This is a genomic window from Photorhabdus sp. HUG-39, assembly GCF_963878365.1.
Classification (GTDB): Bacteria; Pseudomonadota; Gammaproteobacteria; order Enterobacterales; family Enterobacteriaceae; genus Photorhabdus; species Photorhabdus kayaii.
The window spans coordinates 43,612-65,266 of record NZ_CAWNWY010000026.1; the positions used below are offsets into that span (position 1 = coordinate 43,612).

Genomic DNA, 21,655 nt, shown 5'->3' on the forward strand with positions numbered 1-21,655 from the left:
ATTAACGTACCTTCAATGTTGCCAAGCCAATCAGCACTAGCATCAGAGAAATAATCCAAAAACGCACAATAACACGCGGTTCTGGCCAGCCTTTCAATTCATAATGATGGTGAATAGGTGCCATACGGAAAATACGCTGCCCGCGCAGTTTAAAAGAACCCACCTGTAAAATAACTGACAGGGTTTCCACCACAAATACACCGCCCATAATCACCAGTAGAAACTCTTGGCGTAGCAACACAGCAATCGTCCCCAGTGCACCACCTAATGCCAAAGAGCCCACATCTCCCATGAAAACCTGAGCCGGATAAGTGTTGAACCACAAGAAACCTAGTCCTGCGCCAACAATCGCAGTACAGACGATAACCAGCTCACCAGCATGGCTCAGATAAGGGATATGCAGATAGTTAGCAAAATTGACATTACCTGTCGCCCATGCCACTAAAGCAAAACCAGCGGCAACAAAAACGGTTGGCATAATTGCCAAACCATCCAATCCGTCAGTCAAATTCACTGCATTACTGGTTCCGACAATCACAAAGTAGGTCAACAGAATATAAAGCACACCCAGTTGCGGCATCACATCTTTAAAGAATGGCACGACCAATTGTGTTGCCGGAGTATCTTTACCGAAACTGTACATTGCAAACGCTACCCCCAATGCCAGGACGGACTGCCAGAAATACTTCCAACGGGCAATCAACCCCTTAGTATCTTTGCGCACAACTTTGCGGTAATCATCCACGAAACCAACAATGCCGTAACCAATCAGCACAATCAGCACGCACCAAACATAGGGGTTATTCAAGCGCACCCACAACAGTGTAGAAATCGTAATTGAAAGTAAAATCAGCAAACCACCCATCGTCGGCGTACCACGTTTGCTAAAGTGAGATTCCGGCCCATCATTGCGAACAACCTGCCCAATTTGTAATTTTTGCAGAAAGGCGATCATACGCGGCCCCATCCACAATGCGATAGCCAAAGCAGTCAGCAGGCTGACGATAGCCCTAAACGTCAAGTAAGAAAAGACGTTAAAGCCGGAGTGATATTTGACCAAATATTCGGCCAGCCAAACTAACATGTAAAGCTCTCCTGTAATGCGTGGACAACATCTTCCATTGTGGTATTACGCGAACCTTTAACTAACACTGAAAAGACTTTGTGTTGTTGTAATAGTGGAACTAATGTTGCGATCAATGCAGCTTTATCCGCAAAATGCTGACCACAACCGCTCGCTTCACTAACATGAATACTTAATTCGCCCACACTGAACACACTATCGATACCGCTAGAAGCTGCGGTTTCACCAATCTGACGATGGTAATCTGCTGACTGTTCACCCAATGCCCCTATATCGCCAACAACTAGTACTCGGTAACCCGGCATCTGTGATAACACCTGAACTGCAACGGTCATTGAACCGACATTGGCGTTATAAGTATCATCAAGCAGCAATTTTCCTTCTGCCAGATTGATTGGAAACAACCGCCCTGGTACCGCTTTCAGCTCAGACAAGCCCAAACGGATATCTCGCAGGGTTGCGCCAACAGAAATGGCTAACGCACTGGCCGCTAACGCATTGGCGATATTGTGTTTTCCAGGCAACGGCAAATTGATTTCTGTGCTACCAATAGGCGTATGCAGACAAAAATCCGTAGTCAGTTGTTTAACCTGAACATCTGTAGCGTAAAAATCAGCACCTGATGCTTGTTGCATGGAAAAACGCTGTACTGTTTTGTCGCCAATAACCTGCTGCCAGTGAGTCCAATCATTGCTTTCCATATTGATAATGGCCGTACCTTTCTCTGAAAGACCGGTAAAAATCTCGCCCTTAGCTTTTGCAATACTCGCCAGAGAGCCAAAATCCGCTAAGTGCGCAGCAAACAGGTTATTAATTAACGCTGTTTCTGGCAGGGTCATTTTTGCGGTATAGGCAATTTCACCAACATGACTTGCACCTAATTCAACCACAGCAAACTCATGTTGTTCTGTCAGCCTGAACAATGTCAGCGGCACACCGATATCATTATTCAGATTACCTGCGGTATAGAGCGTGTCACCACATTGGCGCAAAATCGCGGCGGTCATCTCTTTTACCGATGTTTTGCCGGACGAACCCGTCAACGCAACAACACGGGCATTACTCCGCTGGCGAACCCAACTCGCTAATTTACCCATGGCTAAACGAGTATCTTTAACCACTACCTGTGGAAAGTTAATATCCAATACGCGGCTGACAAGCAAAGCACTGGCACCAGCTTTGGCTGCATCAGCACAAAAATCATGAGCATCAAAACGCTCACCTTTCAAGGCAATAAACAAACTGCCATTTCCAACCTGACGGCTGTTAGTAGTCACATCACTAATACAAATATTTGCTGCCTGCTGCTCAGTAACCTGATTCAATACGCCATCCGTTACTTGTGCCAGTTGTTGCAGAGTAAGGGAAATCATGCAATCACCCCCAGTAACCGAGCAACAGTCAACCGGTCTGAGTAATCCAAGCGACGATGGCCTACCAATTGATAATCTTCATGGCCTTTACCCGCTATCAATACAACATCATCTGCTTTTGCCTGCATAATAGCGTTGGTTACCGCTTCAACACGGCCATGAATCGTTATCGCACCTCCCGGATCAAGAAAACCCGTTAAGATGTCAGTAACAATTGCCTGTGGCTCTTCATTGCGCGGATTATCATCTGTAACAATCACATAATCGGCCCACTGTTCTGCAACGCCCCCCATCAATGGGCGTTTACCTTTATCACGATCACCACCACAACCAAAAACGCACCAAAGTTTACCCTTACAATGTAAACGTGCGGCTATCAAAGCTTTCTCCAGCGCATCAGGTGTGTGAGCATAATCAACGACGACAACGGGTTTATCCGGTGCCGAGAATACTTCCATTCGTCCACAGACAGGTTCCAGGCAGGAAGCTGTTGCAAGCAGTTTTTCCAGCGGATAATCCAGAGCTAATAAGGTGGAAAGCGCCAACAACAGGTTGCTGACATTAAATGCTCCCATCAGGGCACTATCAATTGTACCGCCTCCCCAACTGGACTCGAAGGTAATGGATACCCCTTTATCGTGATACTTTATTTCACGCGCCGCTAACCAACGCCCCTGCCAATTTTCCGGCAGACAGTTTTCCATCGTCACAGCAACCGCTTGCGGTAAACGGGACAACCATTTCAATCCAATATCATCATCAGCATTAATGATTTGTTGTTTCACATTATGCGTGGAAAACAGCAACCATTTAGCTGCTTCGTAGTGCGCCATATCACCATGATAATCAAGATGATCACGGCTCAAGTTGGTAAACACTGCCGCTTCAAACGGCAACGCAGCTACACGCCCCTGAACCAGTCCATGAGAAGAGACTTCCATTGCCGCAAAAGTCGCCCCTTGCCGAACAAGTTGTTGCAAATCCAGTTGAATATCAACAGCCGAGCCTGTGGTATTTTCACTTGGCGCCACATGCCCCAGTAAACCATTACCGACAGTTCCCATCACGGCACTGGTTTCCCCCAATCCGTGACTCCACTGAGCAAGTAATTGGGTAGTGGTTGTTTTACCATTGGTTCCGGTTACACCAATCAAGTGCAACTTATCACCAGGGTGACAATAAAACTCACCAGTTAACTGTGACAACTTATTATTCAAATCGTTCACATAAACAACCGGAACACCGTGCATAATCTGTACGGTTCCGCTATTGGCCTCGCCCTGGGCTTCTGCAATAACCGCCGCAACCCCTTGTGCGATGGCTTGAGGAATGTAGTCTCGACCATCTGCCTGGTGCCCTTTAATGGCAACAAACAGATCTCCGGCAGCCGATTTACGGCTGTCCAATGTCATTTCGCGTAACGCACGCACTGGGGCGTCAATACCCAATGGCGCAAGTAAATCGCGTAGATTACGATCTGCCACCTGTATCCTCTTTCTTATTAATCACAAATTCGTTTTTATCACCTGCCGCCAAAGCATCTGGCTCCACATTCATGATGCGTAGAACACCCCCCATGATGGTGCCAAATACTGGCGCAGAAACCGCACCACCGTAATACTTACCTGCCTGTGGCTCATTAATAATCACAACCAGAGCAAACCTTGGGTTACTTGCAGGGGCAACCCCTGCGGCGTAAGAGATATATCGATTAATGTACTTGCCATCCGGCCCGACTTTCTTCGCAGTACCCGTTTTGATTGCAATCCGATAACCTTTTATTGCGGCCGTTACTCCGCCGCCACCGGGCAAAGCCACACTTTCCATCATATGAACGACCGTACGCATAATTGGCTCAGGAAAGACTCTGGTGCCTGGTACGGGTGGATCAACTTTGGTAATCGACAGGGGACGATAGATACCCATGCTGCCAATCGTTGCATAGACCCGTGCTAACTGTAATGGCGTAACCATCAACCCGTAGCCGTAAGAAAAGGTAGCCCTATCAAGATCTGACCACCGTTGTCTGTTTATTGGATATAAGCCACTGCTTTCTCCGACCAACCCCAGATTGGTCGGTTTTCCCAACCCAAAACGAGAATAAACATCCACTAACTCTGTCGCAGGCATCGCTAACGCCAGCTTAGAAACACCAACGTTACTTGATTTTTGTAAGATACCAGTGATAGATAATTCAGAATAACGGCCTACGTCTCTAATTTCCTTGCCGCTAATCCTATAAGGTATTGTATTAATAACGGTATTTTCTTTGACAATACCATCATTCAGCGCAGCCATGACCACCATAGGCTTAACAGTGGAACCTGGCTCTAAAATATCGGTGATAGCACGGTTACGCATTACTTCTTTGGGCGTATTGATACGATTATTTGGGTTATAAGATGGGCTGTTTGCCATTGCCAGCACTTCTCCGGTATTAACATCTACTAATACTGCTGTACCGGATTCTGCTTTATTAAAGGCCACCGCATTGGTTAATTCGCGATAAACCAGCGCCTGTAAACGTTCATCAATACTCAATACCAGATTGTGTGCCGCCAGACTATCCACAGATGAAATATCTTCGATGACACGGCCAAAGCGATCTTTACGTACAGTCCGCTCACCCGGTTGCCCCGTCAACCAACGATCAAAACTTTTTTCTACGCCTTCAATACCCTGACCATCAACGTTGGTCACGCCAATAATATGTGCCGTTACCTGACCTGACGGATAATAACGCCGGGATTCCTGACGCAAATAAATTCCCGGTAATTTCAGTTTATGAATATAATCGCCAACTGATGGGTTAACCTGACGCGCTAAATAAACAAAACGGCCTTTTGGATTAACGCTAACTTTGTCAATAAGCTGTTCAAGAGGCAAATTAATAGCATCAGATAAAGCTTTCCAGCGGGTATCACCCGTAATTCCCCCTTGTTCAAATACCTCTTTCGGATCTGCCCAAACAGCATTTACTGGAACGCTAACAGCCAGAGGTCGGCCCATTCGGTCACTGATCATACCGCGAGCGGTAGGGACTGATTGCACGCGCAGGGAACGTAAATCACCTTCTTTAACCAGTTGATCAGGATTGATGACCTGCAAATAAGTCACTCTCAGCAATAAGGCAATTAAAGCTACAGCAATCCCCCCGCATAACAAAGCAAAACGCCAGCTAACAAAACTGGCTTTTTTATCTTCTTGCCTTTTTAACTTCACGGGGCGTGCTGCTTTCATCTCTTACCTTTTTAATAATTAAATTAACTCACTGTGAAACAACAATGTTTTCCTGAGCAGGGTTAACATGCTGCATATGCATTTTTTCAACAGCTATCCTCTCAACCCGGCTGTGATCACCCAAAGCATTTTCTTCGAGGATCAAATTGCGCCACTCGATATCTAATGCATCACGTTCCACCACCAGATGCTCTCTTTCAGCCGTCAACAAGCGAGTTTCATGTGCAGTAGTTACAACAACTATGGCCGAAACCAGTACAACAACTAGAAGAATTAACGGTATCTTGGCATTCTTGAGCAAATCGCTGCCGATAATACCGGTTAATCCGTGACGTTCACCTGCCATTATTCACTAACTTTTTCAGCAAAACGCAAAACAGAACTACGAGCCCGTGGGTTATTAGCCACTTCTTCCTCTGGAGGTTTCATCTTGCCAATCGGTTTCAAGCTACGCCCGCCTCGTGCTTTCAGTTGCTCTTCTGTGAGTGGCAATCCTGCCGGTACTTGTGGCCCTCGACTATTCTGACGAATAAATCGTTTAACAATACGATCTTCCAGCGAATGGAAACTAATCACTGAAAGTCTCCCCTGCGGTGCAAGCACTTGTAATGCCCCCTCCAGCGCCTGCTCAATCTCTTCCAGCTCACTGTTGATATAAATCCTAATAGCCTGGAAACTCCTGGTTGCTGGATGCTTATGTTTTTCTTTTACCGGGCTGGCCTGAGCAATCAAATCGGCTAGCGCTTTTGTTCGGGTAATTGGCTCTTCCTGATTGCGTGCCACAATGGCTCTGGCAATGCGTTTGGCGAAACGCTCTTCACCAAATGTTTTCAATACCCAAGCAATATCATCTGCTGTTGCGTTCATCAGCCATTCTGCTGCTGACTGCCCGCGAGTCGGGTCCATCCGCATATCTAGCGGCCCATCACGCATAAAAGAAAAACCGCGTTCCGGATCATCCAACTGGGGCGAAGAAACACCTAAATCCAGTAATACACCATCAATTTTGCCGATTAGCCCGGCTTTTTCTGTATAGTGAGCCAATTTAGAAAATGGCCCATGTACAATTGAAAAACGTGGATCTGTAATCGTTTTCGCCACTTCAATCGCCTGAGGATCTCGATCAATGGCAATTAAGCGGCCTGCCGTCCCCAATTGCGACAAAATCAGACGTGAATGCCCTCCACGGCCAAATGTGCCATCAATATAGATGCCATTTTCACGAATATTCAGTCCGTTGACTGCTTCATCCAACAATACGCTGGTATGTTTAAAATGACTATTTGCCATATTTATAGTGATAATTCCTGTAGCCGTACTGATAAAGGTTCCTGTGTGGATTGCTCAGCTGCAATATCATCTTTAACCTGTTGATACCAAGCCTGTTCATCCCACAGTTCAAATTTGTTGAACTGACCAACCAGCATGACCTCTTTGACTAGCCCTGCATGCTGACGCAATGTATTAGCTAACAAAAGACGTCCTGCACTATCCATCTGGCATTCACTGGCATGACCTAAAAGTAAACGTTGCACCCGACGCTCCGCCGGATTCATGCTGGATAAGCGAGAAAGTTTTTCTTCAATAATCTCCCATTCAGATAATGTATAAAGCAACAAGCATGGTTGATGAAGGTCAATGGTACAAACCATTTGCCCTTGTGATTCCTCATTTAGCATAGCCCGGTATCGGGTAGGTACGGTGAGCCGCCCCTTGCTATCGAGATTTATCTGCGTTGCTCCACGAAACATCCTCAGGTCGCCCCTGGTGATCAAAAATTACCACTTTATCCCACTAATCCCCACAATAAGGAGTTTACGGATGGGATGAAAACCTTGTCAAGCCAGAGCCGATGCGCTTTAGCTATATTTGATGGCAGGATTTTGGCTGTTGGGAGGCATAATTATTAAATTTAGCAATATCAATAATAATTAACACCATGATAATTCTGAATAATTTTACAAGCACAGGGAGAATAAATGTTTACGGCAAAATAATGAAAAAATAGTTGTGTGATTAATTTATTTACATAATTTACATTTCATTACTATTTAACCACCGTGCAGCAATGTTTATCATTCTATTCGATGCATTCAACACTCAAACTAACTAGCAACAAAAAGCCACAAGATAAATATTATTAAAATCAATTTAATATATAAAAGACGGTAAAAAAACGGGAGTAAATAGACAAATCCCAAACTCAAATAAGCGCTGTTCCATGCGCTTCTTCCTACTGAATAATTTATGTATGAACGAAATTGCTATTTGCTCGCGCTAAAACACCTCTTTTAAGACAGATCTGACAACCAAAACCCCCCATCAGAAAATTAATGAGGGGTTTTTATCATATTTTCCGACTCAGGCTTCCTCGCCGACATAAGTCACGATGTATCCGTGTGATACCTGGCCCTGGCTTCTGCTTTTCATCCAGACTTGCTAACACCAGTTCCAATACCCGTTCAGCAATTTCACGATGACGCTGCGCTACAGAAAGCACTGGACATTCAAGGAAATCCAGTAATTCATGATCACCAAAAGTCGCAATAACCAATTGATTTGGTAAACGGCCGCTGTGTTTTAGCGTAACATCCATGACTCCCTGTAACAGGGCAAAAGAGGTGGTGAACAACGCTTGTGGCATTGGATGAGTTTCTAACCATGTGGTGAACACTTCAGCAGCCGCATCACGCTCATAGCTGTTTGAGTAAAGATACATCACTTTACGAGGGTCATCTTTCCATGCTTCACGGAACCCCTGTTCACGCAGAAAACTGACTGATAATTCAGGTAATGCACCGAGATAAAGCACAGATTCAGCAGAGAATTGACGAAATTCTTGCGCCAACATCTTTGCATCTTCAAAATCATCACCCACTACGCTGATAAAGTGTTCATTTTCGAGTGCCCGATCGAGAGCAATAATAGGCAAAGAACGATTTGCCCAGCGTTGATAAAAAGGATGCTCCGGCGGTAATGCGGTAGAAACAATAATTGCATCCACCTGACGTTGTAGCAGGTGTTCAACACAGCGCATTTCATTATCAGGTTGGTCTTCCGAACAGGCTATCAATAACTGATAGCCACGCTGACGAGCCTGACGTTCCAAATAATTAGCAATACGGGTATAGCTGGTATTTTCTAAATCTGGAATAACCAAACCAATAGAACGGGTACGTCCTGCACGGAGACCGGCTGCCACAGCATTAGGATGGTAATTATGCTCTCTGACCACTGCCATCACTTTTTCTACCGTTTTATCACTGACACGGTATTGCTTGGCTTTACCATTAATTACATAACTGGCCGTTGTGCGTGAAACACCTGCAAGGCGGGCGATTTCATCCAGTTTCACATTAACTCCTTCATAGACCCCAAAAAGGCCCTACTTTATCGCAGAGCCTGATAAATGTATGCACATAGCCCCGCAGTTTGCGATTTTTCATCGCATAATTTTATCCCCACGAGAGACACCGACAATACCCGAACGAGCAACTTCAACAATTTCAGCAACATCCCGAACAGCATCGAGAAAGGCATCCAATTTATCGCTGGTTCCCACCAACTGTACGGTATATAAGGTCGAAGTCACATCAACGATCTGCCCACGGAAGATGTCAGTACTGCGTTTGATCTCTTCACGTCCATATCCACTGGCCTGCAATTTGACTAGCATAATCTCACGCTCTACATGAGAACCCGGTGCCAACTCGCTGACTCGTAACACATCCACCAACTTGTGCAACTGTTTTTCAATCTGTTCAAGTACCCTTGCATCGCCCTTAGTCTGAATTGTCATCCGCGATAATGTCGGATCATCAGTTGGGGCGACAGTTAAACTTTCAATGTTGTAGCCACGTTGGGAAAACAGACCAACAACCCGGGACAAAGCCCCTGATTCGTTTTCAAGTAATACAGATAAAATCCGGCGCATAATCAGGTTCTCTCCGTTTTGCTTAACCACATCTCATCCATTGCTCCTCCACGGATCTGCATAGGATATACATGTTCAGTTTCATCCACAGTGATATCAACAAATACCAGCCGCTGATTTTCAGTCACCTCTTTCAAGGCTTCGGCCAATTTACTTTCCAATTCATCATAACGTTGAATAGAAATGCCAACATGACCGTAAGCCTCAGCCAATTTGACAAAATCAGGCAAGGATTCCATATAAGATTGAGAGTGACGACCGGCATAAATCATATCTTGCCATTGTCTTATCATCCCCAAGAAACGATTATTCAAGTTCAGAACCAGTACCGGCAACCCATATTGCAACGCGGTAGACAACTCCTGAATATTCATCTGAATACTGCCATCCCCCGTAACACAGACTACCGTCGCTTCCGGTTTCACCAATTTAACGCCCAAAGCAGCCGGTAAACCAAATCCCATCGTTCCCAAACCACCGGAACTGATCCAACGCCTTGGTTTATCAAATGGGTAATGCAATGCAACAAACATCTGATGCTGCCCAACATCTGAAGTGACGTAAGCTTCACCCTTCGTCAGACGATAGAGAACCTCGATAGCCGCTTGTGGTTTAATTTTTTCACCACTGCGATCAAAACTGAGACATTTACGGCTACGCCATTGCTGAATAGATAACCACCAATCTTTTAGCGCATCGGGATCTTGTGTATCTTCTACTGTCTCCAGCAACGCCAGCATTTGCCTAAGCACCTGTTTAGCATCACCGACAATAGGTACATCTGCGGAAACCGTCTTCGAAATTGATGTTGGATCAATATCAATATGTAATACCGTTGCTTCCGGGCAATATTTTTCCAGATTATTGGTTGTACGATCATCAAAACGTACACCGACAGCAAAAATGACATCTGAATTATGGATTGCTTTGTTAGCTTCGAATGTACCATGCATACCGAGCATGCCCAGGCTTTGCAGATGAGTTGCAGGGAAACTGCCTAATCCCATCAAGGAGCTCACAACAGGGATATTGAATTTTTCTGCCAATACCAGTAATTCTGCTGAACAATCTGCGTTAATCACCCCTCCGCCTACATATATGACGGGTTTTTTCGCATTCAATAATTTGCTTAATGCTCGCTTAATCTGCCCTTTGTGTCCTTGAATCGTTGGATTATAAGAACGCATACTTATCTGATCAGGATAAATATAGGGTAATTTTACTGCCGGATTTACCGTATCTTTCGGTAAATCAATAACGACGGGTCCCGGACGACCACTGGAAGCTAGATAGAAGGCTTTTTTCAGTACCTTCGGAATATCCTCTGCTTTTTTCACTAAAAAACTGTGTTTTACGATCGGGCGGGATATCCCTACCATGTCACATTCCTGGAATGCATCATTACCAATCAACGAACTGGCGACTTGACCGGACAATACAACCATTGGAATTGAATCCATATAAGCTGTGGCAATACCGGTAATGGCATTAGTTGCTCCTGGACCGGAGGTGATCAATACCACACCAACCTTCCCGGTAGAACGAGCATAACCATCAGCCATATGAACTGCCCCCTGCTCATGACGTACCAGGATATGCTCAATGCCCCCAACCGTATGCAGGGCATCGTAAATATCCAGTACTGCCCCCCCCGGATAACCGAATATATGCTTAACGCCCTGATCAATTAACGATCGGACGACCATTTCAGCTCCTGATAACATCTCCATAGGTTTTCCTCCAGGCTCTGTTTGCAAGTTAATAAATCGGAAGTTCCTTCCACTTTTATTTTAGTAAGACGAATGGCCTCTCAGCGATATATTGATGCTGAGTTAATTAACATAACGCTAGAAACGGGTGTTAGCAATGTGAGTAAAGGCAGAATAGCAACTTTCTGACAATTCCAAATGTCTCCTGCAAGCGTTATCTTACTATCAAGAAGCTAAAGATAAGTAGAATATGATTGGCTATACCTAAAAAGAACGACAACGTATAGGTATTATCCAGTATATATACGATAAAAAACTAAAAAGCAGTTTTCAAAATCGTTTAAGTCACCGAAGTATGAAGCTGACAAAGGAAATGCAGACAAATGCCTCAAATAATTTGACCGTCATTTCCTCGTTTCTGAATAACTATTGTGAATAATTCATTCAGGTAAAACCCATTTACCCCATTTTAATTAGAGAACACGATAAAATCCTTTATTTTTTCTAGAAAACTAATTCCATATATTCAATACTTACCTGGATATATAAATATTTATTTTCATTATTAAATAACCCGACATAATAATCAGTAAAATGACGATTTAAAATAAAAGAAAATTATATTAATTAAAATAGCCAAGTTATGAATATAAGTAAACTTGGCATATCTACAAAACAACAAGACATTTATTTACAACATTGAATTATCTTTTAATATCTTTTCTAGCTGAGGAAAAACAGTAAAGCCGTCGCGATCTAAAAAGTGCCCACCATCGGAGAAACCATATAATTCAGTCCGGAGCTGCTGACTTAAATTTAATGTAAACTGTGGCGATACAATCTCATCATTAAGCGATAATATTGCTATCCGTTGGTTTATTTTCTGTCTGAGCGAGCTAAAATCCAGCTCCTCTTCAGTAAATGTACTTAATTCAGGTAAGGTTGATAGTTTTTCATAAAATCCTGAAATTAGTACAACTCCCCCAATATTTACATTATCAGGTAAAGATGAGATATAACGGAGTGTAGCAATGCAACCCAAACTATGTCCAAAAAAAAGTGTTCTTTCGTTAGGACTGGAAATGCTCTCCTGCAATTTTTCTTGCCATAAATGGGGAAAAGGAGCATGAGATTCAGGCAGTTCCGGCACAATAACATTAATATTTAACTTTTCATACTGATCTTTAAGCCAAGGAAACCAATGGTGATCAGGGGTTGCTGAAAGACCATGAACAATAACGACATTATTGAAATTCATCAATTCACCTAATTATACAAAGTGTATTTTATTTACTATACAGACTTTAAATTATCTTATCCATATATACCCGTCATCTTTCAAGTTGCCTCTTTGTTAGCTGCACTCACCCCAGTCACATCGTTATCTATGCTCCCGGAGATTCGCTCCCTTGCCGTCGCGATGCATCTTGAAATCTGGGTATTTTCAGAAAAAACCCAAAGCGGGATATTACTACAATATCCCTCATACTTTCCCTGAATAACTGGTAACACTAACTCTTTGTATAAAATCCCGAAAATCAATCTTGATACATAGATTCAATCTCTTTATAGTAACGCTGCATAATAATTTTCCTCCTCAATTTCAGTGTTGGAGTTAATTCACCCGTTTCCATTGAAAATGGTTTTGGCAGTAATATGAAACGCTTTACCTGATCGAAGTGAGCAAAGTTTTTCTGCACCTCTTTCAAGCGTTGCTCAAACATTTCGATAATCTGACTATGGCGTAGTAATTCAACCCGGTCATGATATTTGAGATTAATTGACCTTGCATACTCTTCCAATGCTTCATAACAAGGCACGATAAGAGCGGATACAAATTTACGGGCATCAGCAATAACAGCCACATGCTCAATAAAACGATCTTGCCCTAGCGTGCTTTCAATCATTTGAGGAGCAATATATTTCCCATTCGATGTTTTCATCAAATCTTTCAGACGTTCAGTAATGAACAAATTACCATTTTCATCCAACTTACCAGCATCACCTGTACGCAACCAACCGTCTTGAGTAAATGCCTTGGTGGTTTCTTGCTGATTATTGAAATAGCCTTTCATCACAATTGGGCCACGCACTTGTATCTCATCTTCTCCACTGATACGGACGTCAATGCCAGGCAAGGGTTTACCAATAGAACCAAATATATAACCTTGCTCTTCCCAACAGGAAACCGTGGCACAAGTCTCTGTCATACCATAGCCATATTTGATATTTATCCCAACAGCGAGAAAGAACAAGATAATCGTTTCGTCCAGACGTGCGCCAGCCGCAGGTAAAAACCGAACTCTGCCCCCCAATACATTTCGCAATTTACTCAACACCAATTTATCAGCCAGTCGATGCATTACTGTTGACCAAAGGCAGCTTTTTTTACTTTGCAAATTACGTAAAAACTGACGCTCACCACATTTAATCGCCCAATTAAAAAGTTTTCTTCGATGCCAAGGAGCCCTAGAAACCTTTTCAAAAACCGCACTATAAATTTTTTCGTAAAATCTCGGCACTGCACACATCACTGTCGGGCGGATATCCGCCATAGCTTGACGAACAAAATTAGTGTCGGTCAGATAAACATTTTGTGCTCCTACATGCATGACATAGAAACTCCATGCGCGTTCAAAGACATGGGATAACGGCAGAAAACTCAAAGAAACGTCCTGATCAGTTAATGTCAAGATATGATCATGTGAATACAACTGATAGGCTAAATTGCGGTAATCAAGCATGACGCCTTTAGGCTCACCCGTGGTACCAGACGTATAAATAAGTGTAAAAAGATCATCCAGATTGTGGTTAGCAATACGGGTTTCCAACGCAGATTGATGTTGTAATTTATTATCCGCCATGAAATCAGATAAATGCTGAGCTAATGAACAATCCCGCAAATCGACTGATTCATCTAAGACAATAATGTGACTTAACTGAGGGCAACGTTCTGTCAAAGTAATAGCAACATCATACTGCGGCTGCCCGCCAACAAACAAAATACGCACACCAGCATCATTAAGTATGAAACTAGCCTGTTCTTGACTACTGGTTGCATATAGAGGGACAGTGACCGCCCGAAGTTGTAATACAGCGATATCTGCCAATGACCACGCCATGCTGTTATGTGCAAAGAGGCCAATTTTTTCTTGTACATCAACGCCAATCTCCAACAACGCCCGGCTAATAGCATTGGTCTTTTTGCCAATATCATTCCAGTTTAGTTCGCGTTGTTCAGCCGGAGACCATTGGCGAAAAGCAATTTTCTCTGGGTGTTGTTTGATTTGTTGTTGCAACCGGTTTATCAAGTGATAAGGATGTAAATTTTTAGTTATCACAATCTTTTTCCTGTTCGAAAAACTTTTTTCTTATCGGAGAAAAAACAGTAATTTAATTCTCTGATAATACCTTTTCGCATCACTTATTCGCTTTTCAGCTTACAGGTGTTAGCTATTTCCTTGCAGTCTACCGATTCCTGAACAACAGGAAAAGTCTATTTATCAAAAGTTGAAAAATTTGTGATAAAATAAAAAAACTCACCACCCTTATCCAGTAGTGAGTTTTCAAGTTAATTATCTGCTACTAAGTTGACTCAACAACGATTTCATCCATTGATGCCCTTTATCTTTCGTTGTAGATTCATGCCAAATCAAATAACACGGACGACTTACTTTCTCCCACGGTAATGAAACCGCTCTTATTGCTAATTGTTCGTTATAGTGCTCAACTAACCATTTTGGTGCAATCGCAACCAAATAGGTTTGAGAGACAATATGCAACACACTATTCAAATCGGTCCCCTGATAAACCACCGAACGCAAACGTTCACCTCCATCATAATAGGGAACGCTGAATGAACAGATATTATCCAATGATACAACGGCATGATGTTCCTCATACAATTGCTGCTCACTAATACTATTTTCAATTCTTGGATGATGATTAGAAACAGCCAAAACCAACTCATCATTGAATAACGGGTAATGATGAAAATCCATACGTTCTAGCTGCGTATAGCTAATGACAAACTCAGTTTCCTGATACCTGAGCTGATGTTCAATATTATCATGTAGATATGATCTAATCGTCACACCCAGATTGGGTGTATTTTGTTTCACCTGTTCAACTATTTTTGCAGCCAGTCTAATATCTAGAGGGCTACAAATTGAAAGACTAAAAACCCTATCACTATTATCAGGTTCAAAACCAACCCCAGGTAACTCGTTATATACCAGTTGTAATGCCTGACGGACGGGACCAAATAATTGATGAGCTCTTGCCGTCGGTTGTATTCCACGCCCATAACGCACAAATAATTCATCATTGAACATTAGCTTCAAACGAGAAACCGCATTACTGACAGCCGGTTGTGACATTCCTAATATCTGTGCCGCACGTGTTACATTCTGCATTTGCATAACTGCATCAAAAACAGTCAGAAGATTGAGATCCACATTACGTAAATGAATTTCATTTGGATCTTTTTTGGTTGCAGTTACTGAGGTGTATTCAGCCATTGTTTAACTCCACTAAACTGATGCAGATGATCCCAGCTAATAACAAAACATCGGAAATACCTTCATTTATTACTCAGATATTACGATGACTCTAACTATTAACGAGATCAATTGTCTTAATCATTTCGATAACAAATAATTAAGACTCGTCCTTGTACAAATCTGAATACGCATAGCTAACCAGCGCATCCCCTTATTAATGTTAAAAATATATAATTTCAATTAGTAGACAATGTAGTGCTCATTATTCATTCACAAAAAAGTACAATTATGTTAACAATTTATTCACCCTGATATTTTGTATATGACGATAAATCAAAGAATTACACAATTTACAATAAAATTACTGACTTATTATTATTAAACAATTTTATCAGAGTTATTATATTATAGAATTATTTTTTCAAAGATATATAACATAACGTCCTATTTGTATCTATTTTTCCAATGACAAATGATGTTTTTCGGAAAAATACAAATCGACTTCCAGCTCATCACACAAAAAATACTTCATTTTAATTAATCAGTATAATGCGCTATTTTTTATATAAATCTGAGCTTATCATTAAAGTCAAACCAGAACAAAAAAGGATAAAATAAAAGCTTTTTAAATATAAACAGATCAACACTTCAATTTATCACCATGAGAAAAGTAAAACCAAGGATCATATGCCTAAATGAATTCTTGACATCACTTTTAAGATAACGTATCAATAAAAGCATACGAATCACAAACACTCATTAATACTACTGAAAGGTTGGATCGATATGATTCACTCAATTTGTCTACTAAACCTACTACTCATCGTATCTGATATGCGCGGTATGCTGGTGGACAGAAAACAGAGTTGATTTAAAACAGAGTTGGTCCAAACCAGACATTAACAAGAACCCGCGCCAAGCGCGGTTTTTTTTTACCTGCTGGGCGCAAAAAACAACCATGAGAGGAACGTACATATGAACCAGCAAGTTATTATCTTCGACACCACGTTACGTGATGGAGAACAAGCATTACAGGCCAGCTTATGTGTGAACGAAAAACTCCAGATTGCCTTGGCCTTGGAGAAAATGGGTGTTGATATCATGGAAGTCGGTTTTCCAGTTTCCTCTCCTGGTGATTTTGAATCTGTACAGACGATCGCTAAGCAGATAAAAAATAGCCGTGTTTGCGCCTTAGCCCGTTGTGTAGAAAAAGACATTGATGTGGCCGCAGAAGCATTAAAAGTTGCAGACGCTTTTCGTATCCACGTCTTTTTAGCCACTTCCGATTTACATATTGAATCCAAGCTGAAAAAAACATTCGAAAATGTCATGGAAATGGCAACTCAATCAATCAAACGGGCACGTCGTTACACTGATGATGTCGAATTCTCCTGTGAAGATGCGGGCCGTACACCTATTGATAATCTGTGTCGGATCGTTGAAAACGCTATCAAAGCAGGCGCAACGACGATCAATATCCCAGATACTGTCGGTTACACCACGCCATATCAATTTGGCGGCATCATCACTAACTTGATCGAACGCGTTCCTAATATTAATAAAGCGATAATATCCGTCCATTGCCACGATGATTTGGGGATGTCTGTCGCCAACTCTATCACAGCAGTACAATCCGGAGCTCGTCAGATAGAGGGGACGATAAACGGTCTGGGTGAACGTGCCGGTAACTGTTCACTGGAAGAAGTCATTATGGCGATTAAAGTCCGTCAGCAAATGTTAGGTGTTTATACTAATATCAACCATCAGGAAATTTACCGCACCAGTCAGTTGGTCAGCCAATTATGCAATATGCCAATCCCCGCGAATAAAGCAATTGTTGGTAGCAATGCATTTTCCCACTCATCCGGGATTCATCAAGACGGGGTACTGAAAAATCGTGAAACTTACGAAATTATGACACCAGAGTCCATCGGCCTGAAAGAAATTCAATTGAACCTGACTTCCCGTTCTGGTCGCGCCGCAGTGAAACACCGTATGGAAGAGATGGGATATCAGGATAAAGATTACGATCTGGATAGCTTATACGAAGCCTTTTTACGTCTGGCAGATAAAAAAGGCCAGGTATTTGACTATGATTTGGAAGCCTTAGCGTTCATCAATTTGCAACAACAAGAACCTGAATTTTTCCATCTGGACAACTTTAATATCCAATCTGGCTCCAATGTGATGACAACAGCTGCTGTACGTTTAGTGTGCGGTAAAGAGGTGAAATCAGAAGCTGCCACAGGTAATGGACCGGTAGATGCTGTCTATCAGGCAATCAGTCGAATAACTGAATACCCAGTTGAACTGGTTTCTTATCAGTTATCAGGTAAAGGCCAAGGAAAAAATGCACTGGGTCAGGTAAATATCGTTGTCGAATGCTTTGGGCGTCGCTTCCACGGCATGGGATTGGAAACAGATATTGTTGAATCTTCTGCCAAGGCAATGATTCATGCTCTGAACTGCGTTTGGCGTACAGAGCAAGTTAAGAAAGAGAAACAACGTATACAGCAAAATACAAAGGAAATGGTGTAAACATGTCGAACAATTATCATATTGCAGTTTTACCCGGTGATGGTATTGGCCCTGAAGTTATGGCACAAGCCTATAAGATATTGGACGCAATCCGTAAGCGTTTCAATATCCGTATCACCACCAGCGAATATGATGTGGGTGGGATTGCTATTGATCACCACGGCTGTTCACTACCGGCAAAAACCGTAGCAGGTTGCGAACAGGCTGATGCCATATTGTTCGGCTCCGTGGGAGGGCCTAAATGGGAACATTTACCACCAGCAGAACAACCTGAGCGTGGCGCACTGTTGCCATTGCGCAAGCATTTCAAACTATTCAGCAACTTACGCCCTGCCCGCTTATATGCTGGATTAGAGGTATTTTGTCCTTTACGCCATGATATTGCCGCCAAAGGCTTTGATATTTTATGTGTCCGTGAATTAACCGGCGGTATCTATTTTGGTCAACCCAAAGGACGTGAAGGCCAAGGTAAATATGAACGAGCATTTGATACTGAGGTTTATCACCGTTTTGAAATCGAGCGTATTGCCCGCATCGCCTTCGAATCCGCTCGCAAACGCGGTAATAAAGTCACATCTATTGATAAAGCAAATGTGTTGCAGAGTTCCGTATTGTGGCGAGAAGTTGTTACTGAGATTGCAAAAGCGTATCCAGATGTAGAAATCAATCACATGTATATTGATAACGCCACCATGCAGTTAATTAAAGATCCGTCTCAGTTTGATGTGATGCTGTGCTCCAATATTTTCGGCGATATCTTATCTGATGAGTGCGCCATGATTACCGGTTCAATGGGCATGTTACCTTCTGCCAGCCTGAATGAAAAAGGTTTTGGCCTGTATGAACCTGCTGGTGGTTCTGCACCAGATATTGCCGGAAAAGGTATTGCTAACCCGATAGCTCAGATCCTATCTGCCGCTTTACTGCTGCGCTATAGCTTAGGTCACAATGACGCCGCTAATGCGATTGAACAAGCGGTTAACTACGCGCTGGAACAGGGCTATCGCACAACAGATTTAGCCGGAAACGGTAAAGCAATTAGCACTGATGAAATGGGCAGCACTATCGCCCGTTATATAGCCGAGGGTGTTTAACATGGCTAAGACTTTATATCAAAAATTATATGACGCTCATATTGTTCGGGAAGTACCGAATGAAACCCCGTTACTCTATATTGATCGTCATCTGGTTCATGAAGTAACCTCCCCGCAAGCTTTTGATGGTTTGCGTACTAAAGGCCGCCCAGTGCACCAACCAGGTAAAACGTTCGCAACAATGGATCATAATGTATCCACGCAAACAAAAGATATTAACGCTTGTGGTGACATGGCACGTATTCAAATGCAGGAGTTGATGAAAAACTGTGCCGAATTCGGTATCACATTATATGACCTCAATCATCCCTATCAGGGGATTGTTCATGTCATCGGCCCTGAACAGGGGATAACCCTGCCAGGCATGACGATTGTTTGTGGTGATTCCCACACTGCCACGCACGGAGCATTCGGCTCGTTAGCCTTCGGTATTGGCACTTCTGAAGTTGAACATGTACTCGCCAGCCAAACTCTAAAACAAGCCCGTGCCAAAACTATGAAAATCGAAGTGATGGGTGATGTCGGTGACGCTATTACCGCCAAAGATATCGTTCTGGCGATTATCGGCAAAACAGGTAGTGCAGGTGGTACAGGGTATGTGGTGGAATTCTGTGGTAAGGCGATTGAAGCACTTAGCATGGAAGGCCGTATGACTTTATGTAACATGGCAATTGAAATGGGTGCTAAAGCAGGTTTGGTTGCACCGGATGAAACCACTTTTACTTATATGAAAGGCCGCCAGTTCTCACCAAAAGGAGAGCTGTGGGAACAAGCTGTTGCTTACTGGAAGACATTGAAATCCGATCCTGATGCACAATATGACACCATTGTTACGATTAATGCAGAAGAGATCTCTCCGCAGGTTACATGGGGAACAAACCCTGGGCAAGTGATCGCCATTGATCAAACAATTCCTGCACCGGAATCTTTTAGTGATCCTGTTGAACGAGCATCTGCTGAAAAAGCACTGGCGTATATGGATTTGAAACCCGGTATTAAACTAACAGATGTGAAGATCGATAAAGTCTTTATCGGCTCTTGCACCAACTCCCGGATTGAAGATTTACGGGCTGCCGCAGCTATCGCACAAGGTCATAAAGTTGCACCTGGTGTTCAGGCAATCGTTGTTCCCGGATCAGGCCCCGTTCAAGCACAAGCAGAAGCAGAAGGTTTAGATAAAATTTTCATAGAGGCCGGTTTTGAATGGCGCTTACCCGGATGTTCCATGTGTCTGGCAATGAATAATGACCGCCTGCAACCCGGTGAACGCTGCGCTTCTACCAGTAACCGCAACTTTGAAGGGCGACAAGGACGTGGTGGACGCACTCATTTGGTGAGTCCAGCGATGGCAGCAGCAGCAGCGATTAATGGTCATTTTATCGATATACGCCACCCAGCACAGAAGTCATAAAGGAGAGAATGATGGAAAAGTTTATTCAACATACCGGCTTGGTTGCCCCTTTAGATGCTGCAAACGTCGATACTGATGCCATTATTCCTAAGCAATTCTTACAGAAAGTTACTCGTACAGGATTTGGTCAGCATCTGTTTCATGACTGGCGTTTTCTTGATGATGCAGGACAAAAACCTAATCCTGAATTCGTATTAAATCAGCCTTGTTATCAAGGTGCTAGTATCCTTCTGGCTCGTGAAAACTTTGGTTGCGGCTCCTCTCGTGAACATGCACCTTGGGCACTAACGGATTATGGTTTTAAAGTGGTTATCGCCCCAAGTTTTGCAGATATTTTTTACGGTAACGCTTTCAACAACCAGTTACTGCCGGTAAAACTGAACGATACAGATGTCAATGAGCTATTTGAGTGGGTTCAGCAAAACAAAGCTTGTCGTTTTACTGTCGATCTAGAACAACAGAAAGTCCACGCTGGCAATAAAAGCTATGATTTTGAAATCGATAGTTTCCGGCGTCACTGTATGATGAATGGTCTGGATAGTATTGGCCTGACATTACAACATCTGGATGCCATAATAACCTACGAGCAAGAACAACCGGTTTTCCTACGTTAATTTTTCCGTTATTGATTTATCCCGTAGTTTTCTACTACGGGATTTTTCTATAGAAATTTACAGATAGAAATAGCGATAGTAGCTGGACAAAACACCTCCAATACCAGATTATTACTCGCTTTAAACTGATATGTATACCCTATGGATTTCAAGATG

18 protein-coding genes are annotated in these 21,655 nt (G+C 42.8%); 4 read left to right on the plus strand and 14 right to left on the minus strand.

Annotated features, from left to right (window positions below):
- Position 1: 1 nt before the first annotated feature.
- The 14 genes from mraY to leuO form a co-directional block, all read right to left on the minus strand.
- Complete coding sequence (gene mraY / locus AAC155_RS16385; protein ID WP_011147820.1) at positions 2 to 1,084, minus strand: phospho-N-acetylmuramoyl-pentapeptide-transferase; 1,083 nt, start codon at positions 1,082 to 1,084, stop codon at positions 2 to 4.
- A complete protein-coding gene (murF, locus tag AAC155_RS16390; protein ID WP_113043349.1) occupies positions 1,078 to 2,457 on the minus strand; it encodes a UDP-N-acetylmuramoyl-tripeptide--D-alanyl-D-alanine ligase in 1,380 nt (459 codons plus the stop codon). Before murF ends, mraY begins: the two co-directional genes overlap by 7 nt.
- Positions 2,454 to 3,941: a UDP-N-acetylmuramoyl-L-alanyl-D-glutamate--2,6-diaminopimelate ligase gene (gene murE / locus AAC155_RS16395; RefSeq protein ID WP_113043350.1), complete on the minus strand. Its 1,488-nt coding sequence runs from the start codon at positions 3,939 to 3,941 to the stop codon at positions 2,454 to 2,456. The genes murF and murE overlap by 4 nt, the downstream gene beginning before the upstream one ends.
- A complete protein-coding gene (locus AAC155_RS16400) occupies positions 3,928 to 5,697 on the minus strand; it encodes a peptidoglycan glycosyltransferase FtsI (RefSeq protein WP_113043351.1) in 1,770 nt (589 codons plus the stop codon). The genes murE and AAC155_RS16400 overlap by 14 nt, the downstream gene beginning before the upstream one ends.
- A gap of 28 nt (positions 5,698 to 5,725) precedes the next feature.
- A complete protein-coding gene (gene ftsL / locus AAC155_RS16405; protein WP_041380284.1) occupies positions 5,726 to 6,046 on the minus strand; it encodes a cell division protein FtsL in 321 nt (106 codons plus the stop codon).
- The gene (gene rsmH, locus AAC155_RS16410) at positions 6,043 to 6,987 is read right to left on the minus strand and encodes a 16S rRNA (cytosine(1402)-N(4))-methyltransferase RsmH (protein WP_113043352.1); all 945 of its coding nucleotides are present in this window, start codon (positions 6,985 to 6,987) and stop codon (positions 6,043 to 6,045) included. Before rsmH ends, ftsL begins: the two co-directional genes overlap by 4 nt.
- Positions 6,988 to 6,989: 2 nt before the next feature.
- Entirely contained in the window at positions 6,990 to 7,448 is a 459-nt protein-coding gene (mraZ, locus tag AAC155_RS16415) for a division/cell wall cluster transcriptional repressor MraZ (protein ID WP_011147826.1), read from the minus strand.
- Between the two features lie 596 nt (positions 7,449 to 8,044).
- A complete protein-coding gene (cra, locus tag AAC155_RS16420; RefSeq protein WP_113043353.1) occupies positions 8,045 to 9,052 on the minus strand; it encodes a catabolite repressor/activator in 1,008 nt (335 codons plus the stop codon).
- Positions 9,053 to 9,139: 87 nt separating this feature from the next.
- Positions 9,140 to 9,631 (minus strand): acetolactate synthase small subunit, encoded by a 492-nt coding sequence (ilvN, locus tag AAC155_RS16425; RefSeq protein WP_167405300.1) that lies wholly within the window; start codon positions 9,629 to 9,631, stop codon positions 9,140 to 9,142.
- 2 nt (positions 9,632 to 9,633) lie between these two features.
- Positions 9,634 to 11,361 carry an acetolactate synthase 3 large subunit gene (gene ilvI / locus AAC155_RS16430; RefSeq protein ID WP_113043354.1) on the minus strand — a complete coding sequence of 576 codons (1,728 nt, stop codon included), beginning with the start codon at positions 11,359 to 11,361 and terminating at the stop codon, positions 9,634 to 9,636.
- Between the two features lie 670 nt (positions 11,362 to 12,031).
- Positions 12,032 to 12,598, minus strand: coding sequence for an RBBP9/YdeN family alpha/beta hydrolase (locus AAC155_RS16435; RefSeq protein WP_113043355.1), 567 nt, complete (start codon positions 12,596 to 12,598; stop codon positions 12,032 to 12,034).
- Between the two features lie 80 nt (positions 12,599 to 12,678).
- Positions 12,679 to 12,852: a hypothetical protein gene (locus tag AAC155_RS16440; RefSeq protein WP_158536584.1), complete on the minus strand. Its 174-nt coding sequence runs from the start codon at positions 12,850 to 12,852 to the stop codon at positions 12,679 to 12,681.
- A gap of 26 nt (positions 12,853 to 12,878) precedes the next feature.
- A complete protein-coding gene (locus AAC155_RS16445; RefSeq protein WP_191214919.1) occupies positions 12,879 to 14,678 on the minus strand; it encodes an AMP-dependent synthetase/ligase in 1,800 nt (599 codons plus the stop codon).
- A gap of 237 nt (positions 14,679 to 14,915) precedes the next feature.
- Positions 14,916 to 15,860: a transcriptional regulator LeuO gene (gene leuO, locus AAC155_RS16450; protein ID WP_113043357.1), complete on the minus strand. Its 945-nt coding sequence runs from the start codon at positions 15,858 to 15,860 to the stop codon at positions 14,916 to 14,918.
- Positions 15,861 to 16,817: 957 nt separating this feature from the next.
- On the opposite strand from leuO, the gene leuA reads away from it, so the two are divergent.
- From leuA to leuD, 4 genes are read left to right on the plus strand one after another with little or no spacing between them, the layout of a single operon-like run.
- Positions 16,818 to 18,380, plus strand: coding sequence for a 2-isopropylmalate synthase (gene leuA, locus AAC155_RS16455; protein ID WP_112895372.1), 1,563 nt, complete (start codon positions 16,818 to 16,820; stop codon positions 18,378 to 18,380).
- 2 nt (positions 18,381 to 18,382) lie between these two features.
- Entirely contained in the window at positions 18,383 to 19,474 is a 1,092-nt protein-coding gene (leuB, locus tag AAC155_RS16460; protein ID WP_113043358.1) for a 3-isopropylmalate dehydrogenase, read from the plus strand.
- A 1-nt stretch (position 19,475) separates the two neighbouring features.
- Positions 19,476 to 20,885: a 3-isopropylmalate dehydratase large subunit gene (gene leuC / locus AAC155_RS16465; RefSeq protein ID WP_011147838.1), complete on the plus strand. Its 1,410-nt coding sequence runs from the start codon at positions 19,476 to 19,478 to the stop codon at positions 20,883 to 20,885.
- Between the two features lie 11 nt (positions 20,886 to 20,896).
- The gene (gene leuD, locus AAC155_RS16470; RefSeq protein ID WP_041380289.1) at positions 20,897 to 21,499 is read left to right on the plus strand and encodes a 3-isopropylmalate dehydratase small subunit; all 603 of its coding nucleotides are present in this window, start codon (positions 20,897 to 20,899) and stop codon (positions 21,497 to 21,499) included.
- The last annotated feature ends 156 nt before the right edge of the window (positions 21,500 to 21,655 follow it).